General features: G+C 67.6%; 14 protein-coding genes and 1 pseudogene. 5 read left to right on the top strand and 10 right to left on the bottom strand.

Annotation, left to right across the window (positions count from 1 at the left end; translation table 11 throughout):
* Positions 1 to 160: 160 nt before the first annotated feature.
* A complete protein-coding gene (locus tag RT688_RS22665) occupies positions 161 to 2,287 on the top strand; it encodes a TonB-dependent receptor (RefSeq protein ID WP_313707096.1) in 2,127 nt (708 codons plus the stop codon).
* Here the strand turns inward: RT688_RS22665 and RT688_RS22660 are convergent.
* Positions 2,262 to 3,791, bottom strand: coding sequence for a DUF3482 domain-containing protein (locus RT688_RS22660; RefSeq protein ID WP_313707095.1), 1,530 nt, complete (start codon positions 3,789 to 3,791; stop codon positions 2,262 to 2,264). The genes RT688_RS22665 and RT688_RS22660 overlap by 26 nt on opposite strands.
* Entirely contained in the window at positions 3,788 to 5,290 is a 1,503-nt protein-coding gene (locus tag RT688_RS22655; RefSeq protein WP_313707094.1) for a DUF2868 domain-containing protein, read from the bottom strand. Before RT688_RS22655 ends, RT688_RS22660 begins: the two co-directional genes overlap by 4 nt.
* A gap of 295 nt (positions 5,291 to 5,585) precedes the next feature.
* Here RT688_RS22655 and RT688_RS22650 point away from each other — a divergent pair, with 295 nt between their 5' ends.
* The 4 genes from RT688_RS22650 to RT688_RS22635 all read left to right on the top strand — a co-directional run bounded on the left by RT688_RS22650 (position 5,586) and on the right by RT688_RS22635 (position 11,809).
* The gene (locus RT688_RS22650) at positions 5,586 to 7,880 is read left to right on the top strand and encodes an isoamylase (RefSeq protein WP_313707093.1); all 2,295 of its coding nucleotides are present in this window, start codon (positions 5,586 to 5,588) and stop codon (positions 7,878 to 7,880) included.
* A gap of 361 nt (positions 7,881 to 8,241) precedes the next feature.
* Positions 8,242 to 10,251 carry a sigma-54-dependent Fis family transcriptional regulator gene (locus tag RT688_RS22645; RefSeq protein ID WP_313707092.1) on the top strand — a complete coding sequence of 670 codons (2,010 nt, stop codon included), beginning with the start codon at positions 8,242 to 8,244 and terminating at the stop codon, positions 10,249 to 10,251.
* Between the two features lie 11 nt (positions 10,252 to 10,262).
* Positions 10,263 to 10,856, top strand: a complete 594-nt coding sequence (locus RT688_RS22640) for a cytochrome b (protein WP_313707091.1) — start codon at positions 10,263 to 10,265, stop codon at positions 10,854 to 10,856.
* Positions 10,853 to 11,809 (top strand): beta-propeller fold lactonase family protein, encoded by a 957-nt coding sequence (locus tag RT688_RS22635; RefSeq protein ID WP_313707090.1) that lies wholly within the window; start codon positions 10,853 to 10,855, stop codon positions 11,807 to 11,809. The genes RT688_RS22640 and RT688_RS22635 overlap by 4 nt, the downstream gene beginning before the upstream one ends.
* Here RT688_RS22635 and RT688_RS22630 read toward each other — a convergent pair.
* The 8 genes and pseudogenes from RT688_RS22630 to RT688_RS22595 form a co-directional block, all read right to left on the bottom strand.
* Positions 11,802 to 12,803, bottom strand: a complete 1,002-nt coding sequence (locus RT688_RS22630) for an ATP-grasp domain-containing protein (protein ID WP_313707089.1) — start codon at positions 12,801 to 12,803, stop codon at positions 11,802 to 11,804. The two genes, RT688_RS22635 and RT688_RS22630, sit on opposite strands and share 8 nt — an antisense overlap.
* A gap of 44 nt (positions 12,804 to 12,847) precedes the next feature.
* Positions 12,848 to 13,750, bottom strand: coding sequence for a hypothetical protein (locus RT688_RS22625; protein WP_313707088.1), 903 nt, complete (start codon positions 13,748 to 13,750; stop codon positions 12,848 to 12,850).
* The gene (locus tag RT688_RS22620) at positions 13,747 to 14,697 is read right to left on the bottom strand and encodes a quinoprotein dehydrogenase-associated putative ABC transporter substrate-binding protein (RefSeq protein ID WP_313707087.1); all 951 of its coding nucleotides are present in this window, start codon (positions 14,695 to 14,697) and stop codon (positions 13,747 to 13,749) included. Before RT688_RS22620 ends, RT688_RS22625 begins: the two co-directional genes overlap by 4 nt.
* Positions 14,694 to 15,113: a cytochrome c gene (locus tag RT688_RS22615; RefSeq protein ID WP_313707086.1), complete on the bottom strand. Its 420-nt coding sequence runs from the start codon at positions 15,111 to 15,113 to the stop codon at positions 14,694 to 14,696. The genes RT688_RS22620 and RT688_RS22615 overlap by 4 nt, the downstream gene beginning before the upstream one ends.
* Before the next feature lie 99 nt (positions 15,114 to 15,212).
* Complete coding sequence (locus tag RT688_RS22610) at positions 15,213 to 17,018, bottom strand: methanol/ethanol family PQQ-dependent dehydrogenase (RefSeq protein ID WP_313707085.1); 1,806 nt, start codon at positions 17,016 to 17,018, stop codon at positions 15,213 to 15,215.
* Positions 17,019 to 17,244: 226 nt separating this feature from the next.
* Positions 17,245 to 17,613, bottom strand: a complete 369-nt coding sequence (locus RT688_RS22605; RefSeq protein ID WP_313707084.1) for a hypothetical protein — start codon at positions 17,611 to 17,613, stop codon at positions 17,245 to 17,247.
* A gap of 70 nt (positions 17,614 to 17,683) precedes the next feature.
* Positions 17,684 to 18,265, bottom strand: a complete 582-nt coding sequence (gene gfa, locus RT688_RS22600; protein ID WP_313707083.1) for an S-(hydroxymethyl)glutathione synthase — start codon at positions 18,263 to 18,265, stop codon at positions 17,684 to 17,686.
* A 38-nt stretch (positions 18,266 to 18,303) separates the two neighbouring features.
* Positions 18,304 to 18,439, bottom strand: a pseudogene (locus RT688_RS22595) (S-(hydroxymethyl)glutathione dehydrogenase); the annotation flags it as partial.

Here is an 18,439-nt window from a genome sequence, read left to right as displayed (position 1 = left end):
TCAACTACTTGATTTCGTTGTCGTTTTCGCGAGGAACAGGACTATAGCAAAGACGACGCCCGGTTGGCAAGGGTGTTTTTGCGGCGCCGCGGGACCTCCGGCGACGCGCTTTCGCTCGCCGTACTATCATTGCAGCTGCTCAACGCCTATATAAGCTGCAATGTCTATCTGTCCTGCCCGCCTCAAACTCCTCCCTGCACTGCTGGCCTCCCTCTCCTCCTCTGCATTTGCGCAGGAACCGCCCCAACCGCAAAACCCGCTGCAAGTCGTGGTCGTCACCGGCAGCCGCACGGAACAGGCCAGCTTCGATCTGCCGGCCGCGATCGACGTCGTCGATGCGGCGCGCATCCGCGACACCCAGCCACGCGTCAACCTGTCCGAGGCGCTCGCCGCCGTGCCCGGCGTCGTGGTGCAGAACCGGCAGAACTATGCGCAGGACCTGCAGATCTCCTCGCGCGGCTTCGGCGCGCGCTCGGCCTTCGGCGTACGCGGCGTTCGTCTGATTACTGACGGCATTCCAGCCACCATGCCGGACGGCCAGGGCCAGGCCGCCACCTTCAATCTCGACATGGCCGAACGCATCGAAGTACTGCGCGGTCCCTTCTCGGCCCTGTACGGCAACCACTCGGGCGGTGTCGTGCAACTCTTCACGCGCGAAGGCAAGGGCGCACCGGCCATCGAGTTCGGCGCTTCGGCCGGCAGCGACGGCATGCGCAAGGCCGACCTGAATGCGCAGGGCGAGACCAGCGGGATCGGCTATGTGCTCGATGCCTCGCGCTTCGAGACCGATGGCTACCGCGCGCACAGTGCCGCCACGCGCGAGCAGGGGTATGCCAAGCTGACCGTGCCGACGTCAAGCGACGGCAAGGTGACCATCGTCGCCAATTCCCTGCACCAGCGCGACACGCAGGACCCGCTCGGCATCACCTGGGCGACCTTCCAGCGCGATCCGCGCGCCGGCGAGATCGACACCAGCGACCCGCAGTCGCCGCAGCGCACCTTCGCCGAGCGCTACGACACCCGCAAGAGCATCGACAACCAGCAGATCGGTTTGCAGTGGCAGCAGCGCTTCGGCGCCAACCGCCTGCAGCTGACCGCTTACGGCGGCAACCGGCAAGTGATCCAGTACCAGTCCTTCTCGCGCGGTTTCCAGGCGCCGGCCACGCATTCGGGCGGCGTGGTCGACTTCGACCGCGACTTCCACGGCGTCGACCTGAACTGGCGCGACGTGCGCGAGTTCGCCGGCGGCACGCTGCGCACCACGGTCGGTCTCGAATATGCAGCGTCGAAGGATGCGCGCCAGGGCTTCGAGAATTTTATCGGCGACCAGTTCGGCCTGCGCGGCCGCCTGCGCCGCGACGAACAGAATGAACTATCGAGCCTCGATCCTTACGTGCAGGCCGAGTGGGAGCGCGGCCAGTGGATGCTGACCGCCGGGCTGCGCCGCACTTCGCTGGGTGTGGAGGTCAACGACCGTTACCTGGGCAACGGCGACGACAGCGGCAGCGTCGACTACAGCGGCACCGCGCCGGTGCTCGGCGCGCTGTATAAACTGACGCCCAGCCTGAACCTGTACGCCAGCGCCGCGCGCGGCTTCGAAACGCCGACCCTGAACGAGCTGTTCTATTCCAGCACCGGCCCGGGCGTGAACTTCGGACTGCAAGCGAGCCGCAGCACCCACCTCGAAGCCGGCATGAAGAAAATGTTCGGCGCCGACACGCGCTTCGATCTCGCCCTGTTCCAGGTCCGCACCGATGACGAAGTGGTGGTCGACGCCGCCAGCGGCGGACGCACCAGCTACCGCAATGCCGGCGAAACCCTGCGCCGCGGCGTCGAGCTGTCGTTCGACACCCGCTTCGGTTCCGGCCTGAACGCGCGCGTCGCCGCCAACGTGCTGCGCGCCGTATACGAGGACGGCTTCGGCAGCATCCCGGCCGGCAACCGCCTGCCCGGCGTGCCGCGCGCCAGCCTGTATGGGGAACTGGGCTGGACCGCGACCGACGGCAAGCTCGGTGCGGCACTGGAAACCATCGCCACCAGCAAGGTGCATCCGGACGACGCCAACGCCGCCACGCCGGCGCCGGGCTACGGCATCGTCAACCTGCGCCTGCAGGCGCGCCAGGAAGCGGGCCAGTGGCGGTTCAAGGAATTCGCGCGCCTGAACAACCTGTTCGACCGCGACTACGTCGGCTCGGTGATCGTGGGCGACAGCAACCGCCGCTACTACGAACCGGCGCCGGGCCGCAACTGGGTGCTGGGCGTCAGCGCGCAGTACCAGTTCCGCTGATCGGCTCCGGCGCCGGCGGCGCCAGTGCAAAGCCGGGATACAGCCGGGCGAGGGTGGCATCAACCACCGGCGTCACCAGCGCGTTGACCGGCGCGATGGCGGCCTCCAGGCTGGGCGCGGCGCGCACGGTGCGCCACAGCGCCGGCAAGTCGCCGCCGTGAGCCGCCAGGGCCTGCTCGACTTCGGCTTGCCAGAAGGCCGGCGCCTCGCTCTCGACATAGTTGCCGCGGCCGCGCCCGAAGTGGGCGACGGCGAGGTAGCGCAGCACGGCGCCGACCAGCAGTGTCTGCAGGAAGGCGTCGGCGAACTGCACCGCCGCTTCGTTGCGGTCGGCGCGCTGATTAAAACCCCAGGCGGCGCCGGCCGCCGTCAGGCCGCCGACGATCGCGCCCAGCAGCGCGCCGCCACCGAGCGTCAGGCCGCCGGCCATCAGGTCGGCCGACAGCCCGGTCGCCGCGCCCGAGACCACGGCGCCGAGCAGCCCGGCCTGCGCCTTGTCGATCGGCGCGCGCACCGCGAAATTCTCGCGCACGCGGGCATTGATCTTGACGGCCTCGCCCGGATCGACCTTGTGCAGCACCAGCATGCGCATCGTCGTCTTGTTGATCTCCCCGTTCAGGCGCTCGACCAGCGCCGCCATCGCCGCTTCCTGCCGCTTCTGCTCGTCCTTGCCCAAGCCCACGGCCTTCAGCGCCGTGCGCACCATGCCGCGCCCCGCGTCGGGCACCGGCTCGCTGTCGCGCGCGGCGGCGACCACCTGCTCGGCCGTCATGCGCAGGGCGCTGGCATAGCGCTGGCGATTATTCGCTTCCCAGGCCGCGCGCAGGCGTTCGTAGCCGGCCCCCTTGGCCGGATCGATCAGCGGCGCGACCGCCTCGTAAAAGACGTGCTCGTGCACCCAGCAGCGCGCGAAGGCGTCCAGCGCCAGCACTTCGCGCACGACCGGGAAGCGCGCCAGGTGCGTCTTCCATTGCTGCTGCTCGGCGCCTTCCTGCGCGCCGGGCCGCGGCGCCCCCATCTGGTTGAGCAGCACGACCACCGGCTTGCCCAGCCATTCGAGGATGTTCATCTCTGCCGGTAGATAGCCGGCGTCGCCCGGAGGTTCCGCCGAATTGACCAGGTAGAGCACGACATCGGCCTCGTCCTTGGCCGCGCGCAAGGCCTGCTGGCTGAGCCAGAACGGACGGTCGCGGTAGCGGTCGAACACCTCGCGCAGGAACCAGCCGATCGGATTGCCCGCCAGGGACAAGCGCTTGAGCAGGCGTACCGAGTCGCCGAAGCCGGGGGTATCCCACAGCAGCAGGCTGTCGCCAGCCGGGCTGGTCTGGAGCGGATGGGCCTCGGCGAAGGTGGTTACGTGGGCGGCGTCGCGCACCTCTCCCACGTCGACGCCGACCAGGGTGCGGGCCAGCGTGGTCTTGCCGTTGTTCGTGTGCGAAACCAGCGCGAACTGGATTTTCACGGGCGCGTCATTCGTCGCGGACATCGTCGTCGCAGTCGTCATCGCAGCTCCGGCAGGGCGAGGCCGGCGCCGAGCTCGATCGGGCGGCGCTCGGGTTGCAGCAGGTTGACGACGGTGGCGGCGGTGCCGTGGAAGCTGCAGAACTGGCGCCACAGGGCGATGCGCTCGTTGACGCGGGCGTCGACGCCGGCCTGGCCGGCGGCCCGTTCGAGCATGCCCGATTCGTCGAGCAGCACCGCGACGCCGCGCTTGCTGTTGCGGCTGAGGTAATCGAGAAAGGCGCCGTGGTTTTCCTTCTCCGGCGTGGCCGCCAGGTTGAACAGGGCGGCCGTGACGGTCACGCCCGCTTCATCGAGCGCGGCCTCGCGCAGCGCCTCCTTCGGTTCCTCGCCATACGGCACCGTGGGGCGCAGCAGCACGCGCGCCTGGGCGCCCAGCGCCATCGCGGCCACCGTCCACAAGCCGCGGTCGCGCGCTTCGTCGAGCGTGAAGCTGTAGGGCAGCACGCGCAGCACGGCCGGGGTGCCGGCGCCGATGCTGTCGGCCAGCTTGCGGAAATACGGGTGCTCGAGTTCGAGCGGGAAGCGGCGCGCCAGGCGGCCGGCGCGCAGCGCGGCGAACAGGGCCAGCGCCAGGCGCGGCAGGATCACCAGCAGCAAGATGGTCGCACCGTACAGGTGGACCCAGCGCTCCCCCGCGCCGGCGGCGAGCGTCCCGACAGCCGTCGTGACGCCCGGGACGATGCGCAGCGCTTCGATGTCGGCCAGCGAAAAACCCTGCAGGAAGGGGAAGACGGTCAGCGCCGGCGTGAACAGCCAGGACAGCAGGGTATGGACCTGGGTCGGATCGAGGAAGGTGCTCTCCCAGCCGGCGCCGTATTGCCTCAGCAGGCCGCGCGCATACAGCGAGATCACGGCGCCGAGCGCGAAGGCGGCCGCCGACAGGTGGATTGTGCGCGACAGGCGCGCCCGGGTCAGCGGTTCGCTCAGTTGCGTCCACTCCGTCATGAAGGCCGTCAGGCCCGCCGCCAGCGGCGCCGGCAGCTTGCGCGGCGTCACCGCCTTGCCGACGCTGAGGCGGCGCAGCAGGCCTTGCCCGGCCAGGCCGGTCTTGCGCCTCGGGACCAGGGCCCAGACCAGCAGCACGACGTACATCAGCAAGTTCCAGCCGACGATGAACAAGAGCGGCGCCGACAGCAGGTCGACACGGTGCGGATCGGCGATGCGGTCGAGCAGCGCGCCGGCGAACAGCGCCAGCAGCGGCAGCGCCGCCCAGAAGCCGGGGAGGCCGAGGGCGCGCTTCTGGAAGGCGGCAAAGGCCGGCGTGCGCTCGGCCAGGCGCTTGAGGATCTGTTCCGAGCGCTGCTGTAGAAACAGGTCCTGCGTCACCGCGCTCTTGCTGTCGGAAGCCTGCCAGGCCGCCAGTTCGCGCGCGCTGCGGCTGGCGTACTTGCGGTCGTCCTCGCTGAGCACCTGGTGGCCGGTGTCGGCCGTTTCGATTGCGCGCACCAGCACGACGCGCCTTGCACCCTGTTCGTTCATGCGTCTCCCGGTTTATTGGATTGGCAACACCATACCCACATTGTGCCGCAGATTCGCACCAAGCCCCAGCACCGGCCGCACGGTGCAGCTCAGCCGTAGGAAAACTACGGCACACGATTGACTTCAAGCGAGCCCGGGAGTAGCGTCTGCCCGGTGTATTGATGAGCCTTCCGGAAGAGGTAGCGAAAGTACATGCGAAGCCCACGATGGGCCTCGACACCGGGAACCATGCCCCGCGCGGCCATGGCCCCTTCAAACAAATGTTTAACAAAATAAACAAAATACGGAGACAACCATGAAGCTGCACCGCACACTGCTGGCCGCCCTGGTCAGCGGCGCCCTGCTGGGCGCCCCGGCCCATGCCGCGATCAACCCGAATAAACTCGGCGCCGCCTACGACGCCACCAAGGCCAACGTCACCTTCAAGGTGTATTCGAGCAAGGCCACGCGCATCGAGCTCTACCTGTACAGCATCGCCACCGGCAGCGCCGAAAAGGCGCGCTACGTGATGACGAACACCAACGGCATCTGGAGCGTGACGATCCCGACCACGACCCTGTCCAGCCAGGGCCTGGGCGGCACGCTGTATTACGGCTACCGCGCCTGGGGGCCGAACTGGCCCTACAGCGCCAGCTGGACCAAGGGCTCCAGTGTCGGCTTCGTCAGCGACGTCGACGCCGCCGGCAACCGCTTCAATCCGAACAAGCTGCTGTCCGACCCCTATGCGCTCGAACTGAGCCACGACCCCACTACGGCGACCATGACCAACGGCACCATCTATGCCAGCGGCCCGCTGTACCGCAACATCGACAGCGGCGCGTCCGCGCCAAAAGGCATCGTGCTCGCCGGCGACACCCAGTCGATCGGCGTGAAACCGACCCGGGCGCTGAAGGACGACGTGGTCTACGAGGCCCACGTGCGCGGCCTGACCATGAACGACACCGGCATCAGCGCCGCCTACCGCGGCACCTATAAAGGCGCCGGCCTGAAGGCGGCCTGGCTGGCGAGCCTGGGCGTCACCGCCATCGAATTCCTGCCGGTGCAGGAAACGCAAAACGACACCAACGACAACGACCCGGCCAGCACCAGCGGCGACAACTACTGGGGCTACATGACCCTGAACTATTTCGCCCCGGATCGCCGCTACGCCTACGACAAGACGCCCGGCGGCCCGACGCGCGAATTCAAGGAAATGGTAAAAGCCTTCCACGACAACGGCATCAAGGTGCTGATCGACGTGGTCTACAACCACACCGGCGAAGGCGGCGCCTGGAACAGCGGCGACAAGACGACCTACAACATCCAGAGCATGCGCGGCCTGGACAACCCGACCTACTACAGCCTGACTTCGGACCTGCAGTTCTCCTGGGACAACACGGGGGTGGGCGGCAACTACAATACGCGCAACACCATCGCCCAGAACCTGATCGTCGATTCGCTGGCCTACTGGCGCGACAAGCTGGGCGTGGACGGCTACCGCTTCGACCTCGCCTCGGTGCTGGGCAACACTTGCCAGCATGGCTGCTTCAACTTCGACAAGATGGATGCCGGCAACGCGCTGAATCGCATCGTGGCCGAACTGCCGCCCCGCCCGGCGGCGGGCGGCGGCGGCGTCGACCTGATCGCCGAACCCTGGGCCATCGGCGGCAACTCCTACCAGGTCGGCGGCTTCCCGAGCGGCTGGGCCGAGTGGAACGGCGCCTGGCGCGACACCGTGCGCAAGGCGCAGAACAAGCTGGGCAGCGAAGCCGTCACCACCGGCCAGCTGGCCACGCGCTTCGCCGGTTCGAGCGACCTGTATGGCGACGATGGCCGCAAGCCCTGGCACTCGATCAATTTCGTCACGGCCCACGACGGCTTCACGCTGAAGGACCTGTACAGCTGCAACAACAAGAACAACAGCCAGGCCTGGCCCTACGGCCCGAGCGACGGCGGCGAAGACCACAACAACAGCTGGGACCAGGGCGGCATCGCGGCGGACCAGAGAAAAGCCGCGCGCAACGGCATGGCGCTGATGATGGTGTCCGCCGGCGTGCCGATGATGGTCGGCGGCGACGAAGCCCTGCGAACCCTGAACTGCAACAACAATCCCTACAACCTGGACTCGACGGCCAACTGGCAAAACTGGACCCGCACCACGGACCAGAACAACTTCCAGGCGTTCACGAAAGCGATGATCGCCTTCCGCAAGGCCCATCCGGCCCTGCGTCCGGCGAATTTCTATTCGAGCGTCGACAACAACGGCAACGTGATGGAGCAACTGCGCTGGTTCAAGCCCGATGGCGGGGTGGCCGACGCCAGCTACTTCAATAACGCGGACAACCACGCGATCGCCTGGCGCATCGACGGCACCGAGTTCGGCGACACGGCCTCCGCCATCTACGTGGCGCACAACGCCTGGAGCGCGCAGGTGAATTTCGCGCTGCCCTGGCCTGGCGGCGGCAAGAACTGGTACCGCGTCACCGACACCTGCCCCTGGGCCGAAGGCGCCGCCCAGGTGGCGGCGCCGGGCAGCGAAGTCCTGGTCGGCGGCGAAACCACGAACTACGGCCTGTGCGGCCGCGGCACGCTGGTGCTGATCGCAAAGTAAGCGGCATAGCAGCGCCCCTTGGCGGCGCGGCGGCGGGCGGACGAAAACGTCCACCGCCGCGCCGTGCAGCAAGCCTCATGCGACATGCATGAAGGCGTTCCCCCGCTTGCCGCCGGCACGGCCGCTGACTGCCGATCGTCCTCCAAGTTCCCATCAATTGCAGACCTGCTGATGCCGGTCTCGCGCCCCGCATTCTTGCATGTCCGGCCGCGCCGGCCTGTTCAAAAATTTCATGAACCGTTCGACAATTCGTGAACGGAAGGGTGTATTCTCCACAGCAGATGAGGTGTCACTCACACAATAAGCCTATAAAGCGACAGCGCGGCATCAGCACCACCTAGTCGCAGGCCTAGGAGACAACATGTCGAAGTTTGCCGTGGAACACGTCAAGCGCGTCCACTCGGTCGTCCATGGCCGGGTGGGAGACGGCATCGGGGGCGGAAACCGCATTACCCGGTCCTGGATCCGCTGCCTCAACGAATACCAGCTCGACCCCGGTACCTGCGCCGAACCGGAAGTGGTGGCGCCCGCCGAGCTGCAGGAGCGCCAGGAGCGGCTGGCTGACGTCCAGGCCGTCGCCAAGGTCGAGATGGCGAACCTGTACCAGCAGCTGGCCGGCTCGGGCTACGCGATCATGCTGACCGACCGCGAAGGCGTGCTGCTCAACTACTTCGGCGATCCCGCCTTCACCCATGCGGCGTCCCGCACCGGGCTGATGCAGGGCGCGGTCTGGAGCGAGCGCGTGCAGGGCACCAACGGCATGGGCACCTGCCTGGTCGAGCGCCGTCCGATCACCGTCCACCAGGACGAACACTACCTGTCGCGCAACATCGGCCTGTCCTGCGCGGCGGCGCCGATCTTCGACCACGAAGGCGACCTGGTCGGCGTACTCGACGCCTCCGGCGAATCGCGCCTGGCCCAGCAGCACACGCTGGCCCTGGTCAGCATGTCGGTCCAGATGATCGAGAACCGGGTCTTCCTGCAGCGCTTCCGCCACGATTTCATCCTGCGCTTCCACAACCGGCCCGAGTTCGTCGGCACCCTCAGCGAGGGCGCGATCGCGCTGAGCGTTACCGGTACGGTGCTGGCGGCCAGCCGCGCGACCCTGGCCCTGCTCGGCTACCGCAGCCCGGCCGAGATCGTCGGCCGCGACATCTCGGAGCTGTTCAACCTCACATTCCCGGGCCTGGTGGACAGCAGCATGCGGCGCGCCTACCACCCGCTGCCGATCTTCGAAGTGCGCAGCAACGCGCGCTTCTTCGCCGTGATGTACCAGCCGGTCACGGCCGGCGCGGCGCGCCGTCCGCAGCGCAACGCGAGCGCGCTGCCGGCGCCGGCCAGCGCCCTCGATGCGCTTCAATTCGGCGACCCGGCAATGAGCGCCATCATCGCCACCGCCAAGCGGGTCATGGAACGCGACGTGGCCATCGTGCTGCTGGGCGAGACCGGCACCGGCAAGGAGCGCATGGCGCGCGCGATCCACGCCTCCGGCAGCCGGGCGACAAAACCTTTCGTGGCGATCAACTGCGCCTCGATCCCCGAGTCGCTGGTCGAAAGCGAATTGTTCGGCTACCGCTCGGGCGCCTTCACCGGCGCCAGCAAGGATGGGCAGCGCGGCAAGCTGCTGCAGGCGAACGGCGGCACGCTGTTCCTCGACGAGATCGGCGACATGCCGGTCGCGCTCCAGGCCCGGCTGCTGCGCGTGCTCGAGGAACGCGAGGTGGTGCCGCTCGGCGGCGAAGCGCCCGTCAAGCTCGACATCCGCCTGATCAGCGCCACCCACTGCGACCTGCCGGCAAAGATCGACAGCGGCGCCTTCCGCGAGGACCTGTATTACCGGCTGCAGGGCGTCACGCTCACCCTGCCGCCGCTGCGCCAGCGCGCCGACCGCCGCGCCCTGATCCGCCACCTGGCGGCCGAGGAGAGCGAGGGCGACGCGCCGGTCGAGCTCGACGACACCCTGCTCGACCAACTGGAGCGGCAGCGCTGGCCCGGCAACGTGCGCCAGTTGCGCCACCTGCTGCGCACCATGATCGCCCTGCGCGAATCGGACCGTTTAAGTGTGCACGACTTGCCGCCCGAGTACCGTCTGGTGGCCGTGACGGCCGCCGCATCCGCCGTTGAGCCCGACCTTGCGTCCACGTCCACGGCGACGGCGGGCCAGGCCTGCGCCGACGCCGCCGGGAGCGAGGCCGGGAGCGGCCTGACCGCCCTCGAGAGCGCCGAACGCGAGGTGCTGCAGCAGACGCTCAGGCGCCATCAATGGAACATGAGCGGCGTCGCCCGCGAACTGAACATCAGCCGCAACACCCTGTATCGCAAGCTGCAGCGGCTGAACATCCAGCATCCCGAGAAATCGCTGTTTCATTGAGGGTCGGAGCCATGGCCACGCCAGCGCCAGCGTCCTACACCGGCACCGCAATTGCCCTGCACTGGCTGGTCGCGCTGCTGCTGCTCGGCCAGTATGCCTTCGGCCTGGCGCTGGACGATATTCCGCGCGGCACCCCGGCGCGCGGTTATTACGTCAACCTGCATAAAAGCGTCGGCATCCTGATCGGGCTCCTGATCCTGCTGCGCATTGGCTGGCGCCTCGCGCACAAGCCGCCGCCGCTGCCCGCCGGCATGGCGCCCTGGCAGCGCCGCGCCGCATGGTTCAGCCACGCCGCCTTGTACGCCTGCATGCTGGCGCTGCCGCTGTCGGGCTACCTCGCTTCCAACGTCAGCCGGCACGGCATCAAGTTCTTCAACACGCTGCGCTGGGCGCCCTGGGGGCCGGACGACAAGGCTCTGTATGCCTTCTTCAACGGCGCGCACCACCTTGCCGCCCTGCTGCTGGCCCTGCTGGTCGGCCTGCACCTGCTGGCGGTCGCCAAGCACAGCTTCGTCGATCGCGACCGACTGCTGCTGCGCATGTGGCCGCGGCGCGGCGCGCGTGCCGAACCCTCCCCTTCCGACCTTCCGATGGAGACCCGATGACCATTGCCCCTGCCCGCCTCCTTGCCTGCGCCGCCGTGGCGCTCGCCGCGCTTCCCTCGTTCCTGTGTGCCGCCCCCTTTGCCTATGTGCCGAACGAAGGCTCGGGCACGATATCCGTGATCGACACGGCCACCGACCAGGTCGTCGGCGAGATGCCCGGCGGTAGTAAACCGCGCGGCCTGGCCGTGGGCGGCGACGGCCGCTGGCTCTACGTCAGCGACCAGCCGAACAACCGCCTGCAACTGGTCGACATCCAGGCACGCAAGGCCGGCGCCACGGTGGCGCTGGGCGAATCGCCCGAAGGGGTATCGATTTCCCCGGACGGGCGCTGGGTGGTGGCGGCCCTGGAGGGCAAGAACGAGATCGCGGTGATCGACACGCGCAGCAACGCACTGGCGTTCGCCATCCCCGTGCACGGCAAGAATCCCGAGCATGCGGTGTTCAGCCCGGACGGGCGCCTGCTGTTCGTCAGCGCCGAGGAAGGCGACGCTGTCGACATCGTCGATTTCGCCAGCCGCAAGCAGGTTGCGCAAGTCGCGGTCGGCGCCCGCCCACGCGGCATCGGCTTCCTGCCGGACAGCAGCCGCGCCTACGTCGCCACCGAGAACGCGAACGAGGTCTTCGTGATCGACACCGCCAGCTACGGCATCGTCGCGCGCGTGAAAGCCGGGCTGCGCGCCAACGGCATCGCGGTCCATCCGAGCGGCAAGCAGGTCTATGTGTCGAACGGCGGCGACGCCAACGTGTCGGTGATCGACACCGCCAGCAACAAGGTCGTGACCACCGTCCCGGTCGGGCAACGTCCGTGGAACATGGCGCTCACGCCGGACGGCAAGAAGCTCTACGTCGCCAATGGCCGCTCCGGCAACGTGAGCGTGATCGACACCGCAAGCAACACCAGGCTGCGCGACGTCGCCGTCGGCAAGCTGCCCTGGGGCGTGGCGGTCAGGTAGCGGCGCCCGGATCGAAGCCGGCGACGTCGACGCTGACCGCGCGGCGCCGCGATGCCGGCGCCGGCATTGCGCCCGGCCCTTTCAGCAGATCGATGACGAGGGCGGCCGGATTGCAGCCGAGCGAAGCGTGCAGGCCGGCATAGGCCGCGGTGAGGCGCGGATTCACCTCGAGCACCACCGGTCCGCGCTCGCCGAGGATGACGTCGACCCCGACATAGCCCCACAAGGTGGGCAGCGCGGCTGCGACCCGCTGGGCCAGGCGTTCGAGCGCGCCATCCGCATCGTCCAACCCGTTGACGGTGCAGCCCAGGAAGTGGAAGCGGTTGTCGTGGATGGCGATGCGCTCCAGGTTGCGGGACAGGACCCGGGCCGCGCCGTCGCAGCAAATCAGCGACAGGCTGCCCAGTTTGCCGGAGACGAAAGGCTGCAGCACGTAACCCTGCACGGCGCTGCTGCGCAGCCAGGCCAGCGCCGCCGCGCGGTCGCTGAACAGGCGCGCGTCGAGGCAGCCGGCGCCGTCGTCCGGCTTGACGACCCAGGCGCCCTGCCCTGCCGGCAGCGCGGCATGCGGCCGGTAGGTCGGCACCACCGGCACCCCGCTCTCGGCCAGCGCGCGCGCTGCCTTGAATTTGCTGGCGGCAACCCGCACCGCGCCGGGCGCGCTGCCCAACAGGATGCGCTTGCCGCGCAGCACCTCGCGCGACAGGTTTTCCAGCAAACCGTCGCATTCCGGCGCCAGCGGCCATACCGCATCCGCCGCCTGCACGCAGGCCGCAAAGCGCTCGCCGAAGGTCGGCGCGACCGGCGTGGCGCCAGGGTCGGATGCGCCGAGGGCAGCCATCGTGCACACGTCGACGCCGGGAATGGCGCCCAGGTCGGCCAGCAGCGCATCCATCAGCATGACGCCCTGCTGCCGGAAGGCGTGCGGCAGGGAGCGCGCCACCGGCCCGCCGTCGGAGGTGTAATCGAACGCAAACACTTTCAACGGCGCCATGTATGCCTCCGGCTGATTCCATGTCGGGCGTCGCGGCGCCAAGCTCAGCGCTTCGGTTCGGCCACCTTGACCAGGGTAAGCGTTTCGTCGATGACGGGCAATGCGGCGCCAGGGGGCGTGGTTCCAGGCGCCGCGGCCGCCGGCATCGCGGTGGCGGGTGCCGCCGTGCCGGTCCGCGCGGCACCGGCGGCCGGTGTGCCAGACGTCGCCATGCCGGACGTCGCTGTACCGGAACCTGCTTTGCCTGGCGCAGCCGTGCCGGGCAAAGCCGTCCGCGCGACGACCGCGCCGGGCAGGCTCGCATTCGCCAGCGAGGTCCTCAGCTGGTAGACCCCGCCCGGCACCGCGTCGCTCATCACGAAGGTATAGGTCTTGCGCACATAGTGCTCGAAGCGCGCATGCAGCGGGTCGTCCAGGTAGGGCTGGATGCGGATCGCCTTGGCGTCCAGGGTCTTGCCCTGGTAGGTGATGCGCTGCGACGTTACCTGCGCACCCTCGGCCAGCGCCAGCCGGATGCGCTTGCGGAAATAGCCGGACGAACCGCCGGTCAGGCGTTTCATTTCGGCGATGTCGCGCTCGAGGAAACCGAGCAGGACCGGATTGCCGTGCACGTCGTCGATTCCCGGCAGGTCGTGCTTGCGCTCGCCGCTCAGGAAGCGCAGTTCGGCGTGCAGCGCCCCGTTATCTCCCTTGCTGCGCGAGACCTCGAGCTGGACATTGTCGGTGAATGCAGGTTCGACGTTGCTGACCTTGCGGAACTCGTAGACCAGGGTGGCCGGCGCCTTGACCCGCGCCAGGTGATCGGTCTCGAACAGCAGGACCTCGGCCGGCGAGACCGGCTGGGCGTGGGCCGGCGCCAGCGCCAGCGCGGCAAGGGCCGCCGCCGCGCACAGGCCAGCGGCACGCCGTGCCGGCGCGGCGCCGGCAACGAGACGACAACGGTTCATGGCGCCCTCGCCGAGGTTGGCGCCGCTGGTTGTGCCGAGGTTGGCGCCGCTGGTTGTGCCGCTGGTTGTGCCAATGCTTGCCCCGGTCCTGGCGCCTCCTGCAGCGCCAGCAAGGGCACGCCATATTGTTCGAGAATGGCGCGGATCTTCGGCGCGTTGGCCGCGAGCAGCTGGTCGATACGCGTGCGGAACTCCTTGTCGCCATGGCGCACCGCCATCGCGATCTCGAAATCGAGCTTCATGCCGGGGCCCGGGGCGAGCGGGATGGCGGCGATCGGCGCCGTGCGCGCATTCCTTGCAAAGTAGCCGACGATCGGTCCCCAGGCGAGGGCGACGTCGATCTTGCCGCTGGCCAGGTCCTTCTCGACGATCTCGCCAGGATACTGGGCGGCGTCGCCGGTCTGGCTCTGGTACCACTCGACCTGTTCCATCAGGCCGTGCCGCAGCAGCCACTCGGTGACCGGCGAACCTGTGAACACCCCGATCCGCAGCCGCTTGCGCTGCGCGGGGTCCAGCGCCAGCAGGTCGTCCAGCGTGCGCACGCGGTCCAGGCCCTTGCCTTTCACGTAGGCCATTGCGTAGGTGGAGCGGTAATAGGGGCGCGTGGTCGCGGCCAGCTCGAAGCCCTTGGGCACGCCGGTGACCAGGTCGCATTTGTAGCGGTCCGTGTTTTCTTCCTTGGCGCGCAGGGTGTTGCGGATGAAACCGATCCGTTGCGGGAACCAGGTGTGCTCCAGCTTCCAGCCTAGCTCCTGCGCAAGCAATGCGGCGATCCGGTTCTCGAAGCCGGCGCCGTCACGGTTCGAAAGCGGCAGGTTGTTCGGGTCCTGGCAGACGCGCAACACCTTGTCCTGGCCGGGCGCAGGGGCTCCCTCCTGCGCAAGTGCCGGACTGCCCAGGCAGGCCAGGGCGCAGGCGGCGCCCGCCCCTCGTTGCCGCCACCTCATTTGCCGATCTCCTGCAGCCGGCCCGGTTCGATGGCGCCGTCCGAGCGGCCCTTCAGGTAAGCGTACAGGCTGTCGATGTTTTCGTTCACCATCTTGCTGGTATCGAAATTCGGCATGCCCTTCTCGATCCGCCCCTTGAGCACCGCGGCCTTGAATTCGTCCTTGCTCAAGACCTTCAGGCTGTTGACCAGCGAGGGGCCGACCATGCCTTCCTGGGCGGCGCCGTGGCAGCGTTCGCAGGCCATGGCACGCCAGGTCTTCCAGCCGCTCAGGGTCTGGGCGTCGACCTTGTTGCCGTCGACGACCGTGTAGGGCGCCGCGTCCGCCGCCAGGGCGGGCGTGGCCAGCAATCCGGGCAGTGCAAGCAGGGCCCAGCAGGCGGCCGCGATGCCTGCGTTCTTCGTGAGTCTGTTCATATTCATTCCTGACGATGCGGGAAGCGGCGCCGGCATGCTGCGGCCAGCGCCGTCCCCGGTTCACTTCATTTCAACAGTCCGACTGTGTTTGCGTTCCGATCAGCGATCCGGCAGCGCGAACACGGTGAGCACGCCGCCCAGCTCGGTGTACTTGGCCAGGTCCTTGTAGCCGCCCACCGCGCCCAGGCCCTCGGTGCCCTTGGTCAGGCCGGCCGCCAGGCCGATGCCGGCCCAGCCGCCGATGCCGGACAGCACGCCGATGTATTGCTTGCCCTTGTATTCCCAGGTGTGGACGTTGCCGATGATCCCCGACGGGGTCTTGAACTTCCACAGCTCCTTGCCGTTGTGATCGACCGCCTTGATGAAGCCTTCCAGGGTGCCGTAGAACACCACGTCGCCGGCGGTGGACAGCGCGCCGCTCCAGACCGAGAATTTCTCGGGCTTGGACCAGACGATCTTGCCGGTGCCGGCATCCCAGGCGATGAAGTTACCCAGGCCGCCATGGCTGTTCGGGGCGGCATACATCGACAGCGTCGAGCCGACATACGGCTGGCCGGCGGTGTACTCGATCTGGAACGGTTCATAGTCCATGCACACGTGGTTGGTCGGGACGTAGAACAGCCCGGTCTTGCGCGAATAGCTCGCCGGCTGCTGGTCCTTGGTGCCGAGGGCGGACGGGCAGATGCCCTTGGTGTTGACGTCGGGGCCGTTCTTGTCGGTGCTGAAGGCAGCCACGACCTGCGGACGGCCGCTCTTCATGTCGACGTGGGTCGCCCAGTTGACCTTCGGATCGAACTTCTCGGCGACCAGGAGTTCGCCGGTGACGCGGTCGAGCGTGTAGGCGAAGCCGTTGCGGTCGAAGTGCACCAGGGCCTTGCGCGGCTGGCCCTTGACCTTGATGTCGGCCAGGATCATTTCGTTGACGCCGTCATAGTCCCACTCGTCGTGCGGGGTCATCTGGTAGACCCATTTCGCCATGCCGGTGTCGAGGTCGCGCGCAAAGATGGTCATCGACCACTTGTTGTCGCCGGGGCGCTGGCGCGGATTCCAGGTGCTCGGATTGCCGGTGCCGTAATAGACCAGGTTGGTGGCCGGATCGTAGCTGTACCAGCCCCAGGTGGTGCCGCCGCCCAGCTTCCACTGGTCGCCCTGCCAGCTCTTGAGCGAGGAATCGGGACCGATCGGCGCCATCTTGCCGTCGGTCCAGGTCATGGTCTTGTTGGGGTCGACAATCAGCTCGTTGTCGGGGCCGGTGCTGTAGGCTTTCCACAGGATTTTGCCGGTGTTCATGTCGTGCGCCGTGATGCGGCCGCGCACGCCGAATTCGCCGCCGCTGATGCCGGTCAGGACCTTGTCCTTGAACACGTGCGGGGTGTTGGTGGTGGTTTCGCCGATCTTCGGGTCGCCGACCTTGTTCTTCCACAGTTCGGCGCCGGTCTTGGCGTCGAGCGCCACCAGGGTGGTGTCAGCCTGCTGCAGGAAGATCTTGCCGTTGGCATAGGCCACGCCGCGGTTGACCGTGTCGCAGCACATCACCGGGATCACGGTCGGATCCTGCTTCGGCTCGTACTTCCAGCGGATGCTCTGGTCTTCCAGCGAGATCGCGAACACCTTGTTCGGGAAGGGGCTGTGGATGTACATGGTATCGCCGATCACCAGCGGCCCGCCTTCGTGGCCGCGCAGCACGCCGGTCGAGAAGGTCCAGGCCACTTGCAGGTTCTTGGCGTTCTTGCTGTTGATCTGCTTGAGTTCGCTGTAGCGGTGGTTCGAGAAGTCGCCGGACTGCATCGCCCAGTTCTTCGGGTCCTTGCTCAGCTTTTCGACATCGGAGTCGGCGGCGAAGGCCGGGGCGGCGGCCAGTGCCAGGCACGGCCACCAGCGGATGAGTCTTGTTAGCACTAACATATTAAAGTCTCCTATGGTTTTTAGCGGTGCGGCTGCTTGGCCCTGCGTCACCTCAGCGAGGTGCCACATTCGTACACAGCACTTAGCGTGCCAGTAGCGCAAATCTGTGTATGCATGGCGGCGCCCCGCTTGAACCGCCCCTGCCACGTGACACATGTTCAGTTTCAGGACACCGTCCGCAGCGCCGCTGTGTCATCCGTGACGCATACGGCGCTCGCACCGAAGCTCAGCGCGGCGGCACGTTGCAGGTCTTGTTGGCGCTGGCCTGGATCGCCTTGTACTTGCTGGCCATTTCCTTCACCGGCGCCGGGTCGCGAAACAACGCGCCGCGCTCGCCGGCCATGGCCTGGTTGCGCAGCGCGGTCGACATCGTGACGAAGTCGTCGTAGGGCATGGCCTTGGCGATCTGGTCGATGACGCACGAGCACTTGTAGAGGTATTCGTATTTGCCGTCGTGCTTTTGCATGCACTCCAATACGTATTCCACCCGTCCGCTGGTCGGGAAATCGTGGGCATGCGCTGCCAGCGGGGCAGCCAGGGCTGCCGCCGCTAGCAAGTACGGCAGCAAGTGCGGCAACAAGTGCGTTCGCTTCATTTCTTCGTCTCCATATACGATTTGCCAGGCAGGCGGTGGCCACGGCCGGCGCGGCCACCGCGCCTGCCCATCACGCTTCCTTCAGTACGCCTTTCGCCTTCGCTACATGGGTCGAGATGGCGTCCATCAGCGCCGGCGACAGCGCGTCGTAGGGCGGCAGGCCGAGCTCGGTCAGGCGGGCGCGCACCGCCCCCATGTTCTTCGGATCGGCGCCGGATTCGATGATCGAGGACACGAAGGCGGCGAATTCGGGCGGCGCCCAGCCGTCCTCGTGCGAGAGCTCGGTGTGCACGAAATCCAGGCCATGGAAGGGATGCGCGGTGTTCTCGATGCGGCCGAACATGTGCACGCCGCACTCGCGGCAGCCGTAGCGCTGGATCGTGGCCGAGGCGTCGATCACGGCCAGCTTGTCGGCGTTGGCGGTCACCTTGACGTTCTCGCGCGGGACCACCGCGACCTGGGAAAACAGCGCGCCGGCCGGCTTCCAGCACTTGGTGCAGCCGCACACGTGGTTGTGCGCGACCTGCCCCTTGATTTCCACCGTCACCGGATTGGTGGCGCACAGGCAGGTCAGGGTCCCGCCCGCGAAATTCGGCGCGGCGGGCTTGATGCCGTTGTCGACGGCGGGGTGGATGTGGATTTCGCTGCTCATCGTCGGTCTCCTTGTTTTTCAAGCGCTATTGGACAAGTTCAGTACAGCACCACCGAGCGGATCGACTGTCCGCTCTTCATCAAATCGAAGCCCTCGTTGATGCGCTCGAGCGGCAAGGTGTGGGTGATCAGGTCGTCGATGTTGATCTTGTTTTCCATGTACCAGTCGACGATC

Source organism: Massilia sp., assembly GCF_032106685.1.
In the GTDB taxonomy this organism is placed as follows: domain Bacteria; phylum Pseudomonadota; class Gammaproteobacteria; order Burkholderiales; family Burkholderiaceae_D; genus Telluria.
This window is presented reverse-complemented; position numbering and strand designations above follow the sequence as displayed.

Bases quoted from the DNA above. Each gene is read 5' to 3' on its own strand.
- RT688_RS22645 (WP_313707092.1), top strand. From the start codon at position 8,242: ATGTCGAAGTTTGCCGTGGAACACGTCAAGCGCGTCCACTCGGTCGTC.
- RT688_RS22610 (WP_313707085.1), bottom strand. From the start codon at position 17,018: ATGTTAGTGCTAACAAGACTCATCCGCTGGTGGCCGTGCCTGGCACTG.
- RT688_RS22635 (WP_313707090.1), top strand. From the start codon at position 10,853: ATGACCATTGCCCCTGCCCGCCTCCTTGCCTGCGCCGCCGTGGCGCTC.
- RT688_RS22655 (WP_313707094.1), bottom strand. From the start codon at position 5,290: ATGAACGAACAGGGTGCAAGGCGCGTCGTGCTGGTGCGCGCAATCGAA.
- RT688_RS22640 (WP_313707091.1), top strand. From the start codon at position 10,263: ATGGCCACGCCAGCGCCAGCGTCCTACACCGGCACCGCAATTGCCCTG.
- RT688_RS22665 (WP_313707096.1), top strand. From the start codon at position 161: ATGTCTATCTGTCCTGCCCGCCTCAAACTCCTCCCTGCACTGCTGGCC.
- RT688_RS22620 (WP_313707087.1), bottom strand. From the start codon at position 14,697: ATGAGGTGGCGGCAACGAGGGGCGGGCGCCGCCTGCGCCCTGGCCTGC.
- RT688_RS22650 (WP_313707093.1), top strand. From the start codon at position 5,586: ATGAAGCTGCACCGCACACTGCTGGCCGCCCTGGTCAGCGGCGCCCTG.
- RT688_RS22615 (WP_313707086.1), bottom strand. From the start codon at position 15,113: ATGAACAGACTCACGAAGAACGCAGGCATCGCGGCCGCCTGCTGGGCC.
- gfa (WP_313707083.1), bottom strand. From the start codon at position 18,265: ATGAGCAGCGAAATCCACATCCACCCCGCCGTCGACAACGGCATCAAG.
- RT688_RS22660 (WP_313707095.1), bottom strand. From the start codon at position 3,791: ATGACGACTGCGACGACGATGTCCGCGACGAATGACGCGCCCGTGAAA.
- RT688_RS22605 (WP_313707084.1), bottom strand. From the start codon at position 17,613: ATGAAGCGAACGCACTTGTTGCCGCACTTGCTGCCGTACTTGCTAGCG.
- RT688_RS22630 (WP_313707089.1), bottom strand. From the start codon at position 12,803: ATGGCGCCGTTGAAAGTGTTTGCGTTCGATTACACCTCCGACGGCGGG.
- RT688_RS22625 (WP_313707088.1), bottom strand. From the start codon at position 13,750: ATGAACCGTTGTCGTCTCGTTGCCGGCGCCGCGCCGGCACGGCGTGCC.